General features: G+C 70.1%; 17 protein-coding genes and 3 tRNA genes. 10 read left to right on the top strand and 10 right to left on the bottom strand.

What is annotated here, in order from left to right:
• Positions 1–52: 52 nt before the first annotated feature.
• Genes ABN273_RS22340 through leuC form a run of 3 tightly spaced genes read right to left on the bottom strand, consistent with a single transcriptional unit; the run spans position 53 to position 2,245 of the window.
• Entirely contained in the window at positions 53–280 is a 228-nt protein-coding gene (locus tag ABN273_RS22340; RefSeq protein ID WP_349450885.1) for an SCO5555 family protein, read from the bottom strand.
• Positions 259–846 carry a 3-isopropylmalate dehydratase small subunit gene (gene leuD / locus ABN273_RS22335; RefSeq protein ID WP_349450884.1) on the bottom strand — a complete coding sequence of 196 codons (588 nt, stop codon included), beginning with the start codon at positions 844–846 and terminating at the stop codon, positions 259–261. Before leuD ends, ABN273_RS22340 begins: the two co-directional genes overlap by 22 nt.
• A 13-nt stretch (positions 847–859) precedes the next feature.
• Positions 860–2,245, bottom strand: coding sequence for a 3-isopropylmalate dehydratase large subunit (gene leuC, locus ABN273_RS22330; protein ID WP_349450883.1), 1,386 nt, complete (start codon positions 2,243–2,245; stop codon positions 860–862).
• A 122-nt stretch (positions 2,246–2,367) separates the two neighbouring features.
• Between leuC and ABN273_RS22325 the strand changes: the two genes are divergently transcribed.
• Both ABN273_RS22325 and ABN273_RS22320 read left to right on the top strand, forming a co-directional pair.
• Positions 2,368–3,084, top strand: a complete 717-nt coding sequence (locus ABN273_RS22325; protein WP_139632184.1) for an IclR family transcriptional regulator — start codon at positions 2,368–2,370, stop codon at positions 3,082–3,084.
• 58 nt (positions 3,085–3,142) lie between these two features.
• Positions 3,143–4,855, top strand: a complete 1,713-nt coding sequence (locus tag ABN273_RS22320) for a hypothetical protein (protein WP_349450882.1) — start codon at positions 3,143–3,145, stop codon at positions 4,853–4,855.
• Positions 4,856–4,997: 142 nt separating this feature from the next.
• On the opposite strand, the gene ABN273_RS22315 is transcribed toward ABN273_RS22320, so the two are convergent.
• The 4 genes from ABN273_RS22315 to ABN273_RS22300 form a co-directional block, all read right to left on the bottom strand.
• Positions 4,998–5,070 (bottom strand) — tRNA-Glu (locus ABN273_RS22315).
• Between the two features lie 20 nt (positions 5,071–5,090).
• A tRNA-Glu gene (locus ABN273_RS22310) sits at positions 5,091–5,166 on the bottom strand.
• 79 nt (positions 5,167–5,245) lie between these two features.
• On the bottom strand, positions 5,246–5,827 hold the full coding sequence (locus tag ABN273_RS22305; RefSeq protein WP_349450881.1) for a hypothetical protein: 582 nt from the start codon (positions 5,825–5,827) through the stop codon (positions 5,246–5,248).
• A gap of 91 nt (positions 5,828–5,918) precedes the next feature.
• Positions 5,919–6,743 carry a sensor histidine kinase gene (locus ABN273_RS22300; RefSeq protein WP_349450880.1) on the bottom strand — a complete coding sequence of 275 codons (825 nt, stop codon included), beginning with the start codon at positions 6,741–6,743 and terminating at the stop codon, positions 5,919–5,921.
• An 89-nt stretch (positions 6,744–6,832) separates the two neighbouring features.
• On the opposite strand from ABN273_RS22300, the gene ABN273_RS22295 reads away from it, so the two are divergent.
• A complete protein-coding gene (locus ABN273_RS22295; protein WP_349450879.1) occupies positions 6,833–7,024 on the top strand; it encodes a hypothetical protein in 192 nt (63 codons plus the stop codon).
• 6 nt (positions 7,025–7,030) lie between these two features.
• On the opposite strand, the gene ABN273_RS22290 is transcribed toward ABN273_RS22295, so the two are convergent.
• A tRNA-Gln gene (locus ABN273_RS22290) sits at positions 7,031–7,102 on the bottom strand.
• 156 nt (positions 7,103–7,258) lie between these two features.
• Here ABN273_RS22290 and ABN273_RS22285 point away from each other — a divergent pair.
• Complete coding sequence (locus tag ABN273_RS22285) at positions 7,259–9,226, top strand: M3 family metallopeptidase (protein ID WP_349450878.1); 1,968 nt, start codon at positions 7,259–7,261, stop codon at positions 9,224–9,226.
• Between the two features lie 186 nt (positions 9,227–9,412).
• On the opposite strand, the gene gltX is transcribed toward ABN273_RS22285, so the two are convergent.
• The gene (gene gltX, locus ABN273_RS22280; protein WP_349450877.1) at positions 9,413–10,786 is read right to left on the bottom strand and encodes a glutamate--tRNA ligase; all 1,374 of its coding nucleotides are present in this window, start codon (positions 10,784–10,786) and stop codon (positions 9,413–9,415) included.
• Positions 10,779–11,555 (bottom strand): fumarylacetoacetate hydrolase family protein, encoded by a 777-nt coding sequence (locus tag ABN273_RS22275; protein WP_349450876.1) that lies wholly within the window; start codon positions 11,553–11,555, stop codon positions 10,779–10,781. The genes gltX and ABN273_RS22275 overlap by 8 nt, the downstream gene beginning before the upstream one ends.
• 196 nt (positions 11,556–11,751) lie before the next feature.
• Between ABN273_RS22275 and ABN273_RS22270 the strand changes: the two genes are divergently transcribed.
• Genes ABN273_RS22270 through ABN273_RS22245 form a run of 6 tightly spaced genes read left to right on the top strand, consistent with a single transcriptional unit; the run spans position 11,752 to position 14,376 of the window.
• A complete protein-coding gene (locus ABN273_RS22270) occupies positions 11,752–12,288 on the top strand; it encodes an Asp23/Gls24 family envelope stress response protein (RefSeq protein WP_502911110.1) in 537 nt (178 codons plus the stop codon).
• Positions 12,285–12,617, top strand: coding sequence for an Asp23/Gls24 family envelope stress response protein (locus tag ABN273_RS22265; protein ID WP_349450874.1), 333 nt, complete (start codon positions 12,285–12,287; stop codon positions 12,615–12,617). Before ABN273_RS22270 ends, ABN273_RS22265 begins: the two co-directional genes overlap by 4 nt.
• A complete protein-coding gene (locus ABN273_RS22260; protein WP_349450873.1) occupies positions 12,614–12,787 on the top strand; it encodes a DUF2273 domain-containing protein in 174 nt (57 codons plus the stop codon). Before ABN273_RS22265 ends, ABN273_RS22260 begins: the two co-directional genes overlap by 4 nt.
• A complete protein-coding gene (locus ABN273_RS22255; protein WP_349450872.1) occupies positions 12,784–13,161 on the top strand; it encodes an Asp23/Gls24 family envelope stress response protein in 378 nt (125 codons plus the stop codon). The genes ABN273_RS22260 and ABN273_RS22255 overlap by 4 nt, the downstream gene beginning before the upstream one ends.
• Before the next feature lie 22 nt (positions 13,162–13,183).
• Positions 13,184–13,801: a DUF6286 domain-containing protein gene (locus ABN273_RS22250; RefSeq protein ID WP_349450871.1), complete on the top strand. Its 618-nt coding sequence runs from the start codon at positions 13,184–13,186 to the stop codon at positions 13,799–13,801.
• Positions 13,798–14,376: an Asp23/Gls24 family envelope stress response protein gene (locus ABN273_RS22245; protein WP_349450870.1), complete on the top strand. Its 579-nt coding sequence runs from the start codon at positions 13,798–13,800 to the stop codon at positions 14,374–14,376. Before ABN273_RS22250 ends, ABN273_RS22245 begins: the two co-directional genes overlap by 4 nt.
• The last annotated feature ends 3 nt before the right edge of the window (positions 14,377–14,379 follow it).

Genomic DNA, 14,379 nt, shown 5'->3' with positions numbered 1-14,379 from the left:
TCGACGTAGAAACCCCTTACGCGCTCGAAAGTAGGCTGGATCGCGAGGGAACTCAATCACCAAGCGTATTTTCGCCACTACGTGGCGTGTCGAGAGCGGCCAGAAAGGCGTCCAAACGGGCGGCGGCCCTTTCCGGATCCCGCTTCGCCAGGTCGCAGATCGCGAGGTAACGGCGGCCCAGCCGGGCCTTCTCCGTGGCGGGGAGCATGCGGACGCGGCGGTGCGCCTCGCGCAACCGCCGCGCCAGTTCGTCGTCTTCTAGACGGTCGTCGGCAGCCATGGCTGCCGACCATTCTCGTACGCCGCCACATCGTCGGCGTGACGCAGGGTCAGCCCGATGTCGTCAAGGCCCTCCAAGAGCCGCCAGCGGGTGTAGTCGTCGATCTCGAACGGCACGACCTCGCCGGCCCAGCGCACCTGGCGTTCCACCAGGTCGACGGTGACCTCCAGCTTCGGGTCCGCCTCCACGGCCGTCTGCAGGGCCTCGACCTTGTCGCCGGGCAGGACGACCGGCAGCAGGCCCATCTTCGTGGAGTTGTTGCGGAAGATGTCGCCGAAGCGGGCGGCGATCACGACGCGGAACCCGTACTGCTGCAGCGCCCAGACCGCGTGCTCGCGCGAGGAGCCGGTGCCGAAGTCGGGGCCGGAGACGAGGATCGAGCCGCCCTCGTAGGCCGGGTCGTTCAGCACGAACGTGGGGTCCTCGCGCCAGGCCGCGAACAGGCCCTTCTCGAAGCCGGTGCGGCTGACCTGCTTGAGCCAGACGGCCGGGATGATCTGGTCGGTGTCGACGTTGCTGCGGCGCAGCGGCACCGCCGTACCGGTGTGGGTGGTGAATGCTTCCATCGGTGAGGTCTCCTTACAGGTCGGCGGGCGCAGTGAGGCGGCCGGTGACGGCGGTCGCGGCGGCGACCTGCGGCGACACCAGGTGGGTACGGCCACCCTTGCCCTGGCGGCCCTCGAAGTTGCGGTTGGAGGTGGAGGCGCTGCGCTCGCCGGGCTTGAGCGTGTCGGGGTTCATGCCCAGGCACATAGAGCAGCCGGCCTCACGCCACTCGGCGCCGGCGGCCTTGAACACCTCGTGCAGGCCCTCCTGCTCGGCCTGCAGCTTGACCAGCATCGAACCGGGCACGATCAGCGTGCGGGTCTTCACCTGGCGGCCGCGCAGGATCTCGGCGGCCGAGCGCAGGTCCTCGATGCGGCCGTTGGTGCACGAGCCGACGAACACCGTGTCGACCTCGATCTCGCGCAGCGGCGTGCCGGCGGTCAGGCCCATGTACTCGAGCGCCCGCTCGGCGGCCGAGCGGGCGACCGGGTCGGAGAAGCTCTCCGGTGCCGGGACGGACTCGCCCAGCGGCAGGCCCTGCCCGGGGTTGGTGCCCCACGTGACGTACGGGGTCAGCGTCGAGGCGTCGATCTCCACGACCTTGTCGAACACGGCGTCGTCGTCGGTGCGCAGCGACTTCCAGTATTCGACGGCCTGGTCCCACGCCTCGCCCTCGGGCGCGTGCGGGCGGCCTTTGAGGTACTCGAACGTGGTCTCGTCCGGCGCGATCATGCCGGCGCGGGCGCCCGCCTCGATCGACATGTTGCAGACCGTCATCCGGCCCTCCATGGAGAGCTTGCGTACGGCCTCGCCGCGGTACTCGACGATGTAGCCCTGGCCGCCACCCGTGCCGATCTTGGCGATGATGGCCAGAATCAGGTCCTTGGCCGTGACGCCGGTGGGCAGTTCGCCGGAGACCTCGATGGCCATCGTCTTCGGCCGGTACGCGGGCAGCGTCTGCGTGGCGAGCACGTGCTCGACCTCGGAGGTGCCGATGCCGAACGCGATGCCGCCGAACGCGCCATGCGTCGAGGTGTGAGAGTCGCCACACACGATCGTCATGCCCGGCTGCGTCAGCCCGAACTGCGGGCCGATGATGTGCACCACGCCCTGGCCGGCGTCGCCCATCGGATGGAGCCTGATGCCGAACTCGGCGGCGTTCTTGCGCAGCGTCTCGACCTGCGTCTTGGACACCGGGTCAGAGATCGGGCCGAGCACGGTCGGCACGTTGTGGTCCTCGGTGGCGATCGTGAGGTCGGGCCGCCGCACCTTCCGGCCGGCGAGACGGAGCCCGTCGAACGCCTGCGGGCTGGTCACCTCGTGAATGAGGTGCAGGTCGATGTAGAGCAGGTCCGGTTCGCCCTCGGCGCGCCGGACTACGTGTTGCTCCCAGACCTTCTCGGCCAGTGTGCGGCCCATGATTCTTCCTCCCGTTTGTTAGCGATGCACCGTCGCACCGCTCGCTTGGGGTCCCAATCTCCCCTCGCGTGGAGTTTGCCTCCGACTTGCTTTCTCATATGTCGAGACGGCAGTATCGGTGTATGGACAACTCTAGCGGAGTCGGAGTACTCGACAAGGCAGTTCTTGTACTCAATGCCCTAGAAGCGGGACCCGCTTCACTGGCGCAGCTCGTCCAGGCCACCGGTCTGGCCCGCCCCACGGCCCACCGGCTGGCCGTCGCACTTGAGCACCACCGCATTGTGAGTCGTGACACACAGGGCAGATTCGTACTTGGTCCCCGGCTTTCCGAGTTGTCCACCGCGGCCGGCGAGGACCGACTGCTGGCGGTGGCCGCACCCGTACTGATGCAGCTGAGGGATCTCACCGGGGAGAGCGCGCAACTTTACCGCCGCCAGGGCGACGAGCGCGTCTGCGTGGCGGCCGCCGAACGCGCCAGCGGCCTGCGGGACACCGTGCCGGTCGGCTCCGCGCTGCCCATGACGGCGGGCTCGGCCGCGCAGATACTGCTGGCCTGGGAGGAGCCGGACCGGCTGCACCGGGGCCTGCGCGGCGCCAAGTTCAGCGCCGCCACCCTCGCCTCCGTACGCCGCCGCGGCTGGGCCCACAGCGTCGGCGAGCGCGAGCAGGGGGTGGCCAGCGTGTCGGCCCCCATCAGGGGCAGCGGCGGCAAGGTGATCGCGGCCGTGTCGGTCTCCGGCCCCATCGAACGGCTCACGAGGGCCCCCGGACGGCTCCACGCGGTGCCCGTCATGGCAGCCGCCGAACGTATAACGGAGGCAATGCGTCGCACGTCATGATCGGCGAAAGCAGGTATTTGGGGAGCCGAGTGCGTCGTGGGCGCACTAGCCTGAGTGCGTGACAGATCGCATCGAGGTAGCCGCCACTGAGCTGCGACCCCTGCTCGAAGAGTTCATCATGTGGGCGCGTGCGAACGCGCCCGGAAGCGACCCCGAGCTCGTGGGGCCTGCAGCACTCTGGCACCGTCTCGCCTTCTCGCAGGACCTCGGCACCTGGAAGCGCGCCGACCTGCGTAACCTGCTGCTCGATCGCATGCCCAAGGTCGTGGAGGATCCCGACGCCGCCGCCGACGGGATGCTCCCGGCCGTGGACGCGTACCTCACGTTCCTCTCCCAGACCGGCAGGCTGGCCAAGGGCTCTGACTCCCTCGCCGATCTGCAGGCGGAGCTGGACGACGTCGAGGACGAGTTCGTCGACCTCATGGAAGAGCTGCTCGACGACACCGAGGGCGACGACGACGAGGAGGACGAGGTCGGCGACCTTGGCGATTTCGAGCCGTTCGCGGACGAGCTCGCCGATCTCGCCACGATCCGGTTGCGGCCCGACGCGGAGCTGGCAGAGGCGGCCCGGCAGGCGCCGCTGGTCACCAAGGCCCGCGACCTCGCCCTGTGGGTCGGCTCCGGCCGCCGGGTGGGCGAGGAAACGCTGCTCACCGACGCCGAGGTGGAGGAGGCGCTGGCGGCCACCGGGCTGCCCAGGCCCGAGACCGACGGCCCGGTCGCCGAGGCGGTCCCGCAGCTCTGGAACATCTGGAACCTGGCCGTGGACCTGGAGTTCCTCCAGCCCGGCGAGGGCAACACGGTCGCGGTGCAGGACGACACGTCGGAGTGGCCGTTCGACGACGACGAGGACGTGCTCGACGCCTGGATGCTGGGTCTCCACTCGGTCGACTACGGCGACCCTGAGCTGGACGACGAAGACCTCACGATGGCGCTGGCGGGCCTGACCCGGGGTCTGCTGGTCCGCCTGCTGCTGGCGGGCGGCTCGCGCGAGCTGGACGAGCTGGCACAGGACCTGGCCGAGGCCGCCGCCGACCTCGACGAGCTGGGGGCGGACGCGTGGGAGGCGGCGGGCGACCCGCTGACGCCCGCGATCGACTGGCTGATCGGCTACGGCATGGTCGAGCGCGACGGCGACACCGTCCGCCTCACGCCGCTCGGCACCGAGGGCGTCGTCCACCTGGTGGACGACGCCGACATCGAGGTGGACGCGCGGCCCGCGATCGAGTCCATGAGCGCCCACGAGCTGCTGGCGCTCAGCGCCGAGCTGCCGGAGGACGAGGCCGACGCGGAGTTCGCGGCCTGGATGCGGCTGCGGGAGCCCGGCAAGGCCGCTGAGGAGCTGCTGGAGGCGGCGGCCGAGGACGAGAGCGACGCGCTGATCAGGGTGCAGGCGGCCAGCGTGGTCGGCACGCTGGGCGAGGCCGCCATCCCGGCCTGGCAGGCGGCGCTCAAACAACCCTCGCTGCGGCCCTACGCCGCCACGCATCTGAGCCAGCTGGAGATCGAGGGGGCGCCTGAGCCCACGCAGGACGACACACACTGGCTGATTCTGGACATGTGGACGATCTCTGCCGGTCTTGGACGGTCGGAGTTCGTGAGCAGCCTGCGGGACATCGGACCTGAGATGGTCAACAGCCTGCTCGAGGTGGTCTGGCGGATCCCGCACGCCCACGTGGAGGAACTGCTGGACCTGATCTCCCAGGTCCACCCGGACAAGCAGGTCGCCAAGGCGGCCCGGCGCGCGCTCTTCAAGGCCCGTTCCATGTGAGCCGCCGCTTCTCGGAGGCCCTCGCCGTTCGCGGCGGGGGCCTTTTCCGTCCGGAGCCTTCCCGGAACCTTCCCGGAGCCTTCAACGGCCGGAAAAACAAAACGCTCCGGAGCTGTGCGCTCCAGAGCGGGTGTGGTAGACGTAGTCCCGACCGGATTCGAACCGGCGCTACCGCCTTGAGAGGGCGGCGTCCTGGGCCACTAGACGACGGGACCTTCGCAGGGCTTGTGACAAGTGGTAGTCCCGACCGGATTCGAACCGGCGCTACCGCCTTGAGAGGGCGGCGTCCTGGGCCACTAGACGACGGGACCCTGTCCACAAGCTGGTGATGCCGGGCCTCCCCGGCAACGCAGGTAACTCTACCGCACCCCGGAGACCACACCAAACCGCTTATGAGCCCATCAGATCGGGCCTGCGGCGCCGAACCCAGTCCCCCATCGGCCCTCGTTCCCACAGCGGATCGACCTCCCCCAGCGGGATCGCCACCTCCGGGCGACCGGTCACGGGGTCCACGGGGACGCGGGCCAGCCGGTCCCGCATCCAGCCGGGTATGCGGGGCGGCACCGTCCGCTCGCCCCACCCGATGAGCCCCGCGGAGCGCAGCGCCTGCGCCCGCACCCGCATGCCACCCAGGCGGCCCATGACTCTCGGGTCGGCCAGCTGGGTGTCCACGATGTCGATCCTGGTGATGTCGGGCCAACGGAGGTGGACGCGGAAGCCGTACGAGTCGGTCAGCTCCACGCCGTCCTCCGAGAACCGGACCACGGTTCCGATGGTCAGGCGGCGGTGCTTGACCGCCAGCACGGCCAGGAGAACGGCGCCGGCCAGGGCGCCGATGACCATGCCGAGCAGGGTGCTGCCGGTCAGGATGGCGCCGAGGAGGAGGCATACGGCGAAGAAGAGGACGAGCGGGGCGATGAACGGGGCAACGAAGCGCGGGAAGCTGCCCGCGCGAACACGAAAGACATCCATAAGCCGGGCGGACTCTACCCGCACTGCCGCACGTCCACACCCGGCCGACCGGGTGAAGCGCGCATCTTCGGTGGGGACACCATCGGCGCTCTCACGGGAGCCTCCGGCGGGGGACGGCATCGGCACTCTCACGGGAGCCTCCGGCGGGGATGGCGGGGATGGCGGGGATGGCGGGGACGGCGGCGGCCACGGCCGTGCCCTGGCCCGGCTCGGACTCGATGTCGAGCGTGCCGCCGACGCCGCGGACGCGTTGCCGCATCCCGTCCAGGCCGAAGCCGTCAGCGGGCTTCTGCGGGGCGAAGCCGGTCCCGTCGTCGCGAACGTCAAGGAGGACCGTTTCGTCCGTGTAGGACAGCGTGAGGCCCGTCCTGGTGGCTCTGGCGTGCTTGGCGACATTGGCCAGAGCCTCCTGGGCCACGCGGAACAGGGTGGCCTCCACGTCGGCGGCCAGGGCGACCGGGGTGCCGGTGATCTCGAGCATCAGGTCCACGCCGGCCGCCCGCGACCACGACTCGGCCATGCCGGTGATCGCCTCCGGGAGTCTCGCGCTCTCCAGCGGCTCGGGGCGCAGGGCGCGTACGGATCTGCGAGCCTCGGACAGGCTCCGGCGGGCCAGCTCGGCGGCCTGGTCGAGGTGGCGGCGGCGCGCGGGGGCCGCGCAGGCGCGGTCGGCGGCGTTGAGCTGGCCGATCAGGGCGACGAGGTCCTGCGCCACCGTGTCGTGGATCTCACCCGCCACGCGGTGCCGCTCGTCGAGCACCCCTGCCCGCCTGGCCTGGTCGAGGAGCCTGGCGTGGAGATCGGCGTTCTCCGCCATGGTGGTACGCAGCCGCTCGACCAGTCGGCGGCGCTTGTCGTGCTCGCCGGAGACGTACCAACCGGCGATGACCAGCGGCAGCGCCACGCCCGCGAGCACGGCGAGAAGGGTGTCCCGGGCACCCGGGCCATGAGAGTCTCCTGGTGGGAAGCGCCGACGCTCGGGGGCGCAAGGAGGCGTGGGGACGAGTGCCGCGCGTCTACATCAGGCACACGCGAGACAGGACGATCCCGCTCGCGCTGCAGGACCGGATGATCAAGGAAGCGAACGCGGCTACGCCGGACAACCAGTTCAAGATCTTCTCGGTGGAGGCATCCCATGCGCCGACGGCGAAAAAGTACCGGGAGATTACCGAAATCCTGCACAGACTGGCGAAATAAGAAGTGCTGGGGTACCAGGACTCGAACCTAGACTAACTGAACCAGAATCAGTCGTGCTGCCAATTACACCATACCCCACCGCTGGCGGCCCCTCTCGAGGCGCGCTCTTGGCGACGTCCGAAAGAATAGCCCAGCTCTGGGGCTAAGACCAAAACGATTACTCGGCGGCTCACAGCAGGGGCCTGATCGTGCCAAGCTGAAGGGGACAAAACACCACGTGGAGGAGCCCCACCGTTGGCCGGTAACCCGTTCTTCGCCCCCAGCACCCTGCCGTACGAGCTGCCGCCCTTCGCGGACATCCGCGAGGAGCACTACCTGCCCGCGTTCGAGCGCGGCATGGCGGAGCAACTGGCGGAGGTCGACGCGATCGCAGGCAACTCCGAGCCGCCGACCTTCGACAACACGATCGCCGCGCTCGAGCGGTCAGGACGGATTCTCGACCGCACGGCCACGGTCTTCTTCAGCATCGCCGCCTCCAACACCAGCGACGGCATCATGGAGATCGAGAAGGAGATCTCTCCCCAGCTGACCCGCCACATGGACGCCATCCGGCTCAACCGGGCGCTGTGGGCGCGGATCAAGCAGGTGACGACCGAGGACGCCGAGGAGTCCTGGCTGCTGGAGAAGTACCGGGACGACTTCATCAGGGCGGGGGCCGACCTGTCGGAGCCGGAGCAGGACCGGCTGCGGGGGATCAACGAGGAGTTGTCGAAGCTCTCGACGGAGTTCGCGCAGAGCCTGCTGAAGGCTTCGACGGAGTCGGCGCTGGTCGTCGAGGACCCCAAGGAGCTCGACGGCTTCGACCAGGCCAAGATCGAGTCGCTGCTCGAGGACGGCAAATACGTCCTGCCGCTGCTCAACTTCACCGACCAGCCGGGCCTGGCCCTGCTCACCGACCGCGACGTGCGCCGCAGGCTCTATGAGCTGAGCGTGGGCCGGGCGCCGGGCAACTTCGAGCTGGCGGCCAGGGTTGCGGCGCTGCGGGCCGAGCGGGCGGCGCTGCTGGGCTTCCCCAGCCACGCCGCGTACGTGGTGGCCGACCAGACCGCCAAGACCGTCGAGGCGGTCGAGGAGATGCTGGGCCAGCTCGTCGGCCCCGCCGTGCGCAACGCGCGGAAGGAGGCCGAGGAGCTGACGGCGCAGGCCGGGTTCGAGATCGAGCCATGGGACTGGTCGTACTACTCCGAGAAGGTGCGCCAGGCCCGCTACGACTTCGACGCGGACGCCATGCGGCCGTACTTCGAGCTCAACCGGGTCTACCGTGACGGCATCTTCTTCGCGGCCGGGAAGCTGTACGGCGTCACCTTCGCCGAGCGCCCCGACCTCGGCGGATACCACCCCGACGTGACGGTGTTCGAGGTGTTCAACGAGGACCGGAGCCGGCTGGGGCTGTTCGTGCTCGACCCGTACGCGAGGGCGACCAAGCGCGGCGGGGCGTGGATGAACAACCTGGTGGGCCAGTCGTTCCTGTTCGGGCTTGCGCCCGTGGTGATGAACAACCTCAACGTCACCAAGCCCGTCTCCGGGCCGACGCTGCTGACGTACGACGAGGTGAACACCGCCTTCCACGAGTTCGGCCACGCGCTGCACGGGCTCTTCTCGCAGGTACGGTTCCCGCGGGTGTCGGGCACCAGCGTGCCGCGCGACTTCGTCGAGTACCCGTCGCAGGTCAACGAGATGTGGGCGACCTGGCCCGAGGTGCTGGCCAACTACGCCAAGCACCACGAGAGCGGCGAGCCGATGCCGGCCGAGCTGGTGGAGAAGCTGAAGGCGGCGGAGAAGTTCAACCAGGGCTTCAAGACCGTCGAATACCTGGCCGCCACGCTGCTCGACTGGGCCTGGCACAAGCTGGCGCCCGGCGAGACGGTGGCCGACCCCGAGGCGTTCGAGTCGGCGGCCCTGGAAGCCGCCCAGATCGCCGTCGCACAGGTCAGGCCGCGCTACCGGACCAACTACTTCGCGCACATCTTCTCCGGCGGCTACAGCGCCGGCTACTACTCCTACATCTGGAGCGAGGTGCTCGACGCCGAGAGCGTGGAGTGGTTCAAGGAGAACGGCGGGCTCACCAGGGCCAACGGCGACCACTTCCGCCGCGAGCTGCTCTCCCGCGGTGGCAGCCTCGACCCGCTGACCGCCTTCCGCAACTTCCGCGGGCGCGAGCCCAGCATCCAGCCGCTGCTCGCCCGCCGCGGCCTCGACTGAGTCCGCCTCGCCGGGCCTTCCGCGCTTTGCCCGCGCCCCTCCATCCACCGCACTTCGGCGGAGGTCCTTTGAAAGAAGGATCGAGGGGCGCGGGAAGCATGCCCAAAGCGGCCGAAAGCAGGGCACGCCAGGCGACCCACCGCCGGGCCGCCAGGCGCCGGGCCGCCGGGCATCGGGCCGTCGGGGTCAGCCCTGAAGGCGGGCCAGGGCGGCGCGCAGGCGTTCCTCGGCGCGCTCGCGGCCGAGCACCTCGATCGACTCGAACAGCGGCAGGCCCACCGTCCGGCCGGTGATCGCCACGCGCACCGGCGCCTGGGCCTTGCCGAGCTTGAGCCCGTAGGCCGTGCCGACCGCCTCCAGCGCCTCCTTGAGCGACTCGGGGTCCCAGCTCACCGTGGCAAGCCGGGCCAGGTAGTCGGTGAGGATCTCCACCGGGGAGTTCTTCATCGCCTTGTCCCAGGACGCCTGGTCGAAGACCGGCTCCTCGAGGAAGAGGAAGTCGACGTTCTGCCGGATCTCCGACAACACGGAGATGCGGGTCTGCGCCAGCGCCGCGACCTTGCTGAACAGCTCACGGTCCCAGGAACCGTCGAGGTAGGACGCGCAGCGCTCCTCGAACGTCTCCAGCGGCAGCGCCCGGATGTACTCGCCGTTGAACGCGCGCAGCTTCTTCTCGTCGAAGAACGCGCTGGCGGAGTTGACGTCCTCCAGCTTGAACAGCGGCGCCATCTCCGACCACGGCATGATCTCGCGGTCCTCGCCCGGGCCCCAGCCGAGCAGCATCAGGTAGTTGACCATGGCCTCCGCGAGGTAGCCCTCCGCGCGGTAGTCCTCCAGGGCCACCTTGTCGCGGCGCTTGGACAACTTCTTCCGCTGCTCGTTGACGATCACCGGCAGGTGCGCCCAGACCGGCGGCGTGGCGCCCAGCGCGGGCCACAGCAGCATCTGCTTGGCCGCGTTGCCCAGGTGCTCCTCGCCACGGACGACGTGGGTGATGTTCTGGGTGATGTCGTCGACCGCGTTGGCCAGCACGTAGAGCGGCGAGCCGTCGGTGCGGGCGATGACGAAGTCCTCCTGCGCCTCGTTGGGGAACTCCACGTTGCCGCGGACGAGGTCTTCCACGACCGTGACGCCCTCGTCGGGCGTGCGGAACCGGACCGCGCCCTCGGTCAGGCCGCGGTCGCGGCAGTAGCCGTCATAGCCCCTGTGCTCGGAGCCGGTGCGGGCCACCAGCAAGTCGCGCGTGCAGTCGCAGTAGTAGGCCCGGCCGTCGGCCAGCAGCTTCGCCACCGCCTCGCGGTGCTGCGCCTCGTACGCCGACTGGAAGTAGGGCCCCTCGAACGCCGGGTTGCCGCCGTGGATGCCGATCCAGTCGAGCGCGGAGATGATGCCTTCCGTCCACTCCGGACGGTTACGCGACACGTCGGTGTCTTCGATGCGCAGCACGAAGCGGCCGCCGGACTGCTCGGCCAGCGCCCAGTTGAACAGCGCCGTACGGGCGCCGCCCACATGAAACATGCCGGTTGGGGACGGGGCGAACCGCACCCGTACTTCAGTCACGGGAGACCACCTTGTTCGTGAGTGTGCCGATGCCTTCGATGCCGACGCTGACCTCGTCGCCGACCTGGAGGGGGCCGACACCCGCCGGGGTGCCGGTCAGGATGACGTCGCCGGGGATCAGGGTCATGACCGCACTGACGTAGGCCACCAGCGCGGGGATGTCGTTGATGAGCTGGCTCGTGCGCCCGCTCTGCCGGATCTCGCCGTTGACCGTGGTCGTCAGGGCCAGATCGCTAGCGTCGAGGTCGGTCTGGATCCACGGCCCGAGCGGGCAGAACGTGTCGAACCCCTTGGCCCGGGTGAACTGCACGTCCTTCTTCTGCAGGTCGCGGGCGGTGACGTCGTTGGCGCAGGTGTAGCCGAAGATGACGTCCTTGACCCGCTCGACCGGCACCTCTCGGCACAGCCTGCCGATCACCACGGCCAGCTCGCCCTCGTAGTCGACGCGGTCGGACAGCGTCGTGGGGTACGCGATGTTCTCACCGTGGCCGATCACCGACGTCGACGGCTTCATGAAGATGAGCGGCTCTTCGGGGACCTCGTTGCCCAGCTCAGCCGCGTGCTCGGCGTAGTTTCTGCCGATGGCGATCACCTTGCTCGGCAGCATCGGGGCCAGCAGCTTCACCTGGGACAGCGGAAACCGCTCGCCGGTGAACTGCACCTGACCGAACGGGTGGCCGGCGACCGTGGAGACGAACTCCTCGCCCGGACCGCCCTCGACCACGCCGAACGACACGCCTTCGCCTATGGAGAACCTCGCTATACGCACCCGACAAGGCTATCGCCGCCACCGCGGGGCTCCGCCCAGCGCACGCCGCCCTCGTGCCACGTCCGACCTCGAACGAGTCAGGAATTGTCGATAAATGCCCCCAAAGTCCGTTTTGTTGGGTATCAGCCGTGTCCATGGCGGTTATCAGTCTCTACTAGGGAGGACAAACAGGGGGGTGACGGTCGTGTCAGACACAATGTCTAACCGGAGCACCGAAGCCGGTCAGGCCGCGACCGTACCGAGGGCCAGGACGTACGAGGGCGGCCCTGCGAGCGCGCTGGTGACCGACAAGGGCACCACCACCATCGCCGACGGTGTCGTTGCCAAGATCGCCGGACTGGCCGCTCGCGAGGTATCCGGTGTCTACGCCATGGGCGGAGGCGCGGCGCGCGCGCTGGGCAGCATGCGCGGCATGGTCGGCGTCGAGGAGAGCGTCTCGCAGGGCGTGTCGGTCGAGGTGGGCGAGCGGCAGGCCGCCATCGACCTCGACCTGGTGGCCGAGTACGGGACGGCGATCCCCGATCTGGCGGGCGCGGTACGGAAGAACGTCATCAACGGCATCGAGCGGATGTGCGGGCTCGAGGTGACCGAGGTCAACATCAGGATCGACGACGTCCATCTGCCCGAGCAGGACCGTGAGCGGGAGACCGGCATGACCCGCGAGCGGGAGACCGGCATGACCCGCGGCGGGCAGCAAAGGACGGACACCGAGACGGAGCCGCGGGTCCTATGACGGAGACCGGCCCGGCCCCGGGGGCCGACGCCGGGACGGGCACCGCGAGCGGTGGCGCGGACGAGCCGCGGGCGATCGCCGAGCGGGCGCGTTCGTGCCAGGGCGTGGCCGGGCTCTCCGGCGGCCCGTTCGGGACAGTGGCCACGTACCTGCCGGGCGACCGGCTCATGGGCGTCTCCGTGAACGACCGCGCGGTCGAGATCGCCATCGTCGCCACGATGGAGCGCCCGCTCCCGGAGACGGCTGACGAAGTGCGGCGGGCGGTGACGGACCTGGCCGGAGACCGCCGGGTGAACGTGCGCATCGACGACGTCGTGGAGGGATCATGAACAACCAGTGGATGCCGGTGATCGGCATGGCCGTCGGCATCGTTCTCGGGCTCGTCGCGGCGTTCGGTGGGCTCTTCGCGTTCCTGCTCGTGCTCGTGCTCGGCGCGGTCGGCTTCCTGGTCGGCCGGATCGCCGAGACCGGCCAGCTGGACCTGTCGAGGCGGAGATGACCACTGCCACCGGCGCCGGCACCGTGACTGTGCCCGCGCAGCGCCCGGCGCCCCAACCACCGCCGGAGCTGCGCGGGCGCACCGAGGTCACCGGCCGGGTGGTCGCCAAGATCGCTTGCTGCGCCGCCGTGGAGGTCCCGGAGGTGCGGGTGGCGCATCTCGGGGGGCTGCCGTGGACGCGTACGTCGGGCGCCGAGGTACGGGGCGAGCAGGCCGTGGTCTGGCTGAACGTGAGCGTCGCCTACCCGTCGCCGCTGCGCGCCGTGGCGGCGCGGCTCAGGGAGCACGTGATCGGCCGCATCGCCGCCCAAACCGGCCTGAACGTCACCCGCCTGGACGTGACCATGACCGACCTCGGTGGGGAGTTGCCATGACCGACCTCGATGGGGAGTCGCCATGACCGGGCCTGCCGAAAGCGGGTCTGCCGAGGGCAGGGGCACGCGGAGGGCGACGCGCGACAGGGCCGCCGACCGGGCGGTCGTGCGGGCGTTCCGGCCGTACCGGAGGGTTCCGGCCATCGTGGTGGCCGTCCTGCTGACGCTCCTGAGCTTCCTCGTGGCCGCCGAGACGATCTCCGCGCTGGTCGGCCGCCCGCTGCGCTGGGTGCCGTACGACCGGATGCTCGGCTGGGCGTCCGGCACGCTGTGGTCGAACCCGCTGTTCCTGCTGGCCTCGGCGGTCGTGGCGCTGCTCGGGCTGGCGCTGCTGGTCACCGCCCTGATCCCGGGGCGGCCGAGCATGATGCCCGTACGGAGCGGCGACCCCGACGTGATCATCGGCCTGCGCCCCAAGACCGTCAGCAGGGCCCTGGCGCACGCGGCCGAGGAGGTGCCGGGCGTGCACTCGGCCCGCGCCACGATCCGCGGCCGCACGGTCGCCGTCACGCCGGCCACGTCCGGGTGGGACCAGGAGAGGTTCGCCCAGGAGGTACGCACTGCGGTGCTCACCAGGCTGGCCGGGCTGGACCCCGTGGAGCCGTACCGGGTGGCCGTGAACGTCAAGGAGCGCAAGTGAACAGGAAGACCAGCCGCGGCAACCGGTGGGGACTGGCACTGGTCGGGCTGGCGCTGGCCGTCCTGGGCGGGCTCGCGCTGGCCCGCGGGCTGGGCGTCTGGGGAACGGCGCGCACGCCGATCGTGGACGACGGCGTGTGGGGGTTCTTCACGCGTAACAGCCCGGCCATCTGGTGGCTCGTGGCGCTCGTGTCGGTCGCGGTGGCGCTCCTGGCGCTGCGGTGGCTGTTCGTGCAGGGGCGCAGGGAGATCACGCACGGCGCGGTACGGCTGGAGAGGTCGCCGACCGGCACCACCGAGGTGTCGGCGCCCGGGATGGCGCACGCGGTCGCCGCCGACGTCGAGTCCAGCCCGGTCGTGTTCCGCGCCGCCGCCGACCTGGTGGGCTCGCCTACCCGTCCCGAAGTGCGGCTACGCGTGGTCGCCGACGAGTCCGCCCCCATCAGCGAGCTCAGCCGGCACCTGTCCACGGTGGCGCTGCCGCACATGCGCGACGCGCTGGACCGGGATCATGTGCCGGCGGTGGCCCGCGTTAGCCTGGAGCCGTCACCAGCCCCGCACCGGGCGGTGCGCTGACGA

This window comes from Nonomuraea sp. B19D2, assembly GCF_040137845.1.
Classification (GTDB): Bacteria; Actinomycetota; Actinomycetes; order Streptosporangiales; family Streptosporangiaceae; genus Nonomuraea.
This window is presented reverse-complemented; position numbering and strand designations above follow the sequence as displayed.

Excerpts from the sequence above, each read along its gene's own strand:
- ABN273_RS22340 (WP_349450885.1), bottom strand. The coding sequence starts at position 280 with ATGGCTGCCGACGACCGTCTAGAAGACGACGAACTGGCGCGGCGGTTG.
- leuD (WP_349450884.1), bottom strand. The coding sequence starts at position 846 with ATGGAAGCATTCACCACCCACACCGGTACGGCGGTGCCGCTGCGCCGC.
- leuC (WP_349450883.1), bottom strand. The coding sequence starts at position 2,245 with ATGGGCCGCACACTGGCCGAGAAGGTCTGGGAGCAACACGTAGTCCGG.
- ABN273_RS22325 (WP_139632184.1), top strand. The coding sequence starts at position 2,368 with ATGGACAACTCTAGCGGAGTCGGAGTACTCGACAAGGCAGTTCTTGTA.
- ABN273_RS22305 (WP_349450881.1), bottom strand. The coding sequence starts at position 5,827 with ATGGATGTCTTTCGTGTTCGCGCGGGCAGCTTCCCGCGCTTCGTTGCC.
- ABN273_RS22270 (WP_502911110.1), top strand. The coding sequence starts at position 11,752 with ATGTCTAACCGGAGCACCGAAGCCGGTCAGGCCGCGACCGTACCGAGG.
- ABN273_RS22265 (WP_349450874.1), top strand. The coding sequence starts at position 12,285 with ATGACGGAGACCGGCCCGGCCCCGGGGGCCGACGCCGGGACGGGCACC.
- ABN273_RS22260 (WP_349450873.1), top strand. The coding sequence starts at position 12,614 with ATGAACAACCAGTGGATGCCGGTGATCGGCATGGCCGTCGGCATCGTT.
- ABN273_RS22255 (WP_349450872.1), top strand. The coding sequence starts at position 12,784 with ATGACCACTGCCACCGGCGCCGGCACCGTGACTGTGCCCGCGCAGCGC.
- ABN273_RS22250 (WP_349450871.1), top strand. The coding sequence starts at position 13,184 with ATGACCGGGCCTGCCGAAAGCGGGTCTGCCGAGGGCAGGGGCACGCGG.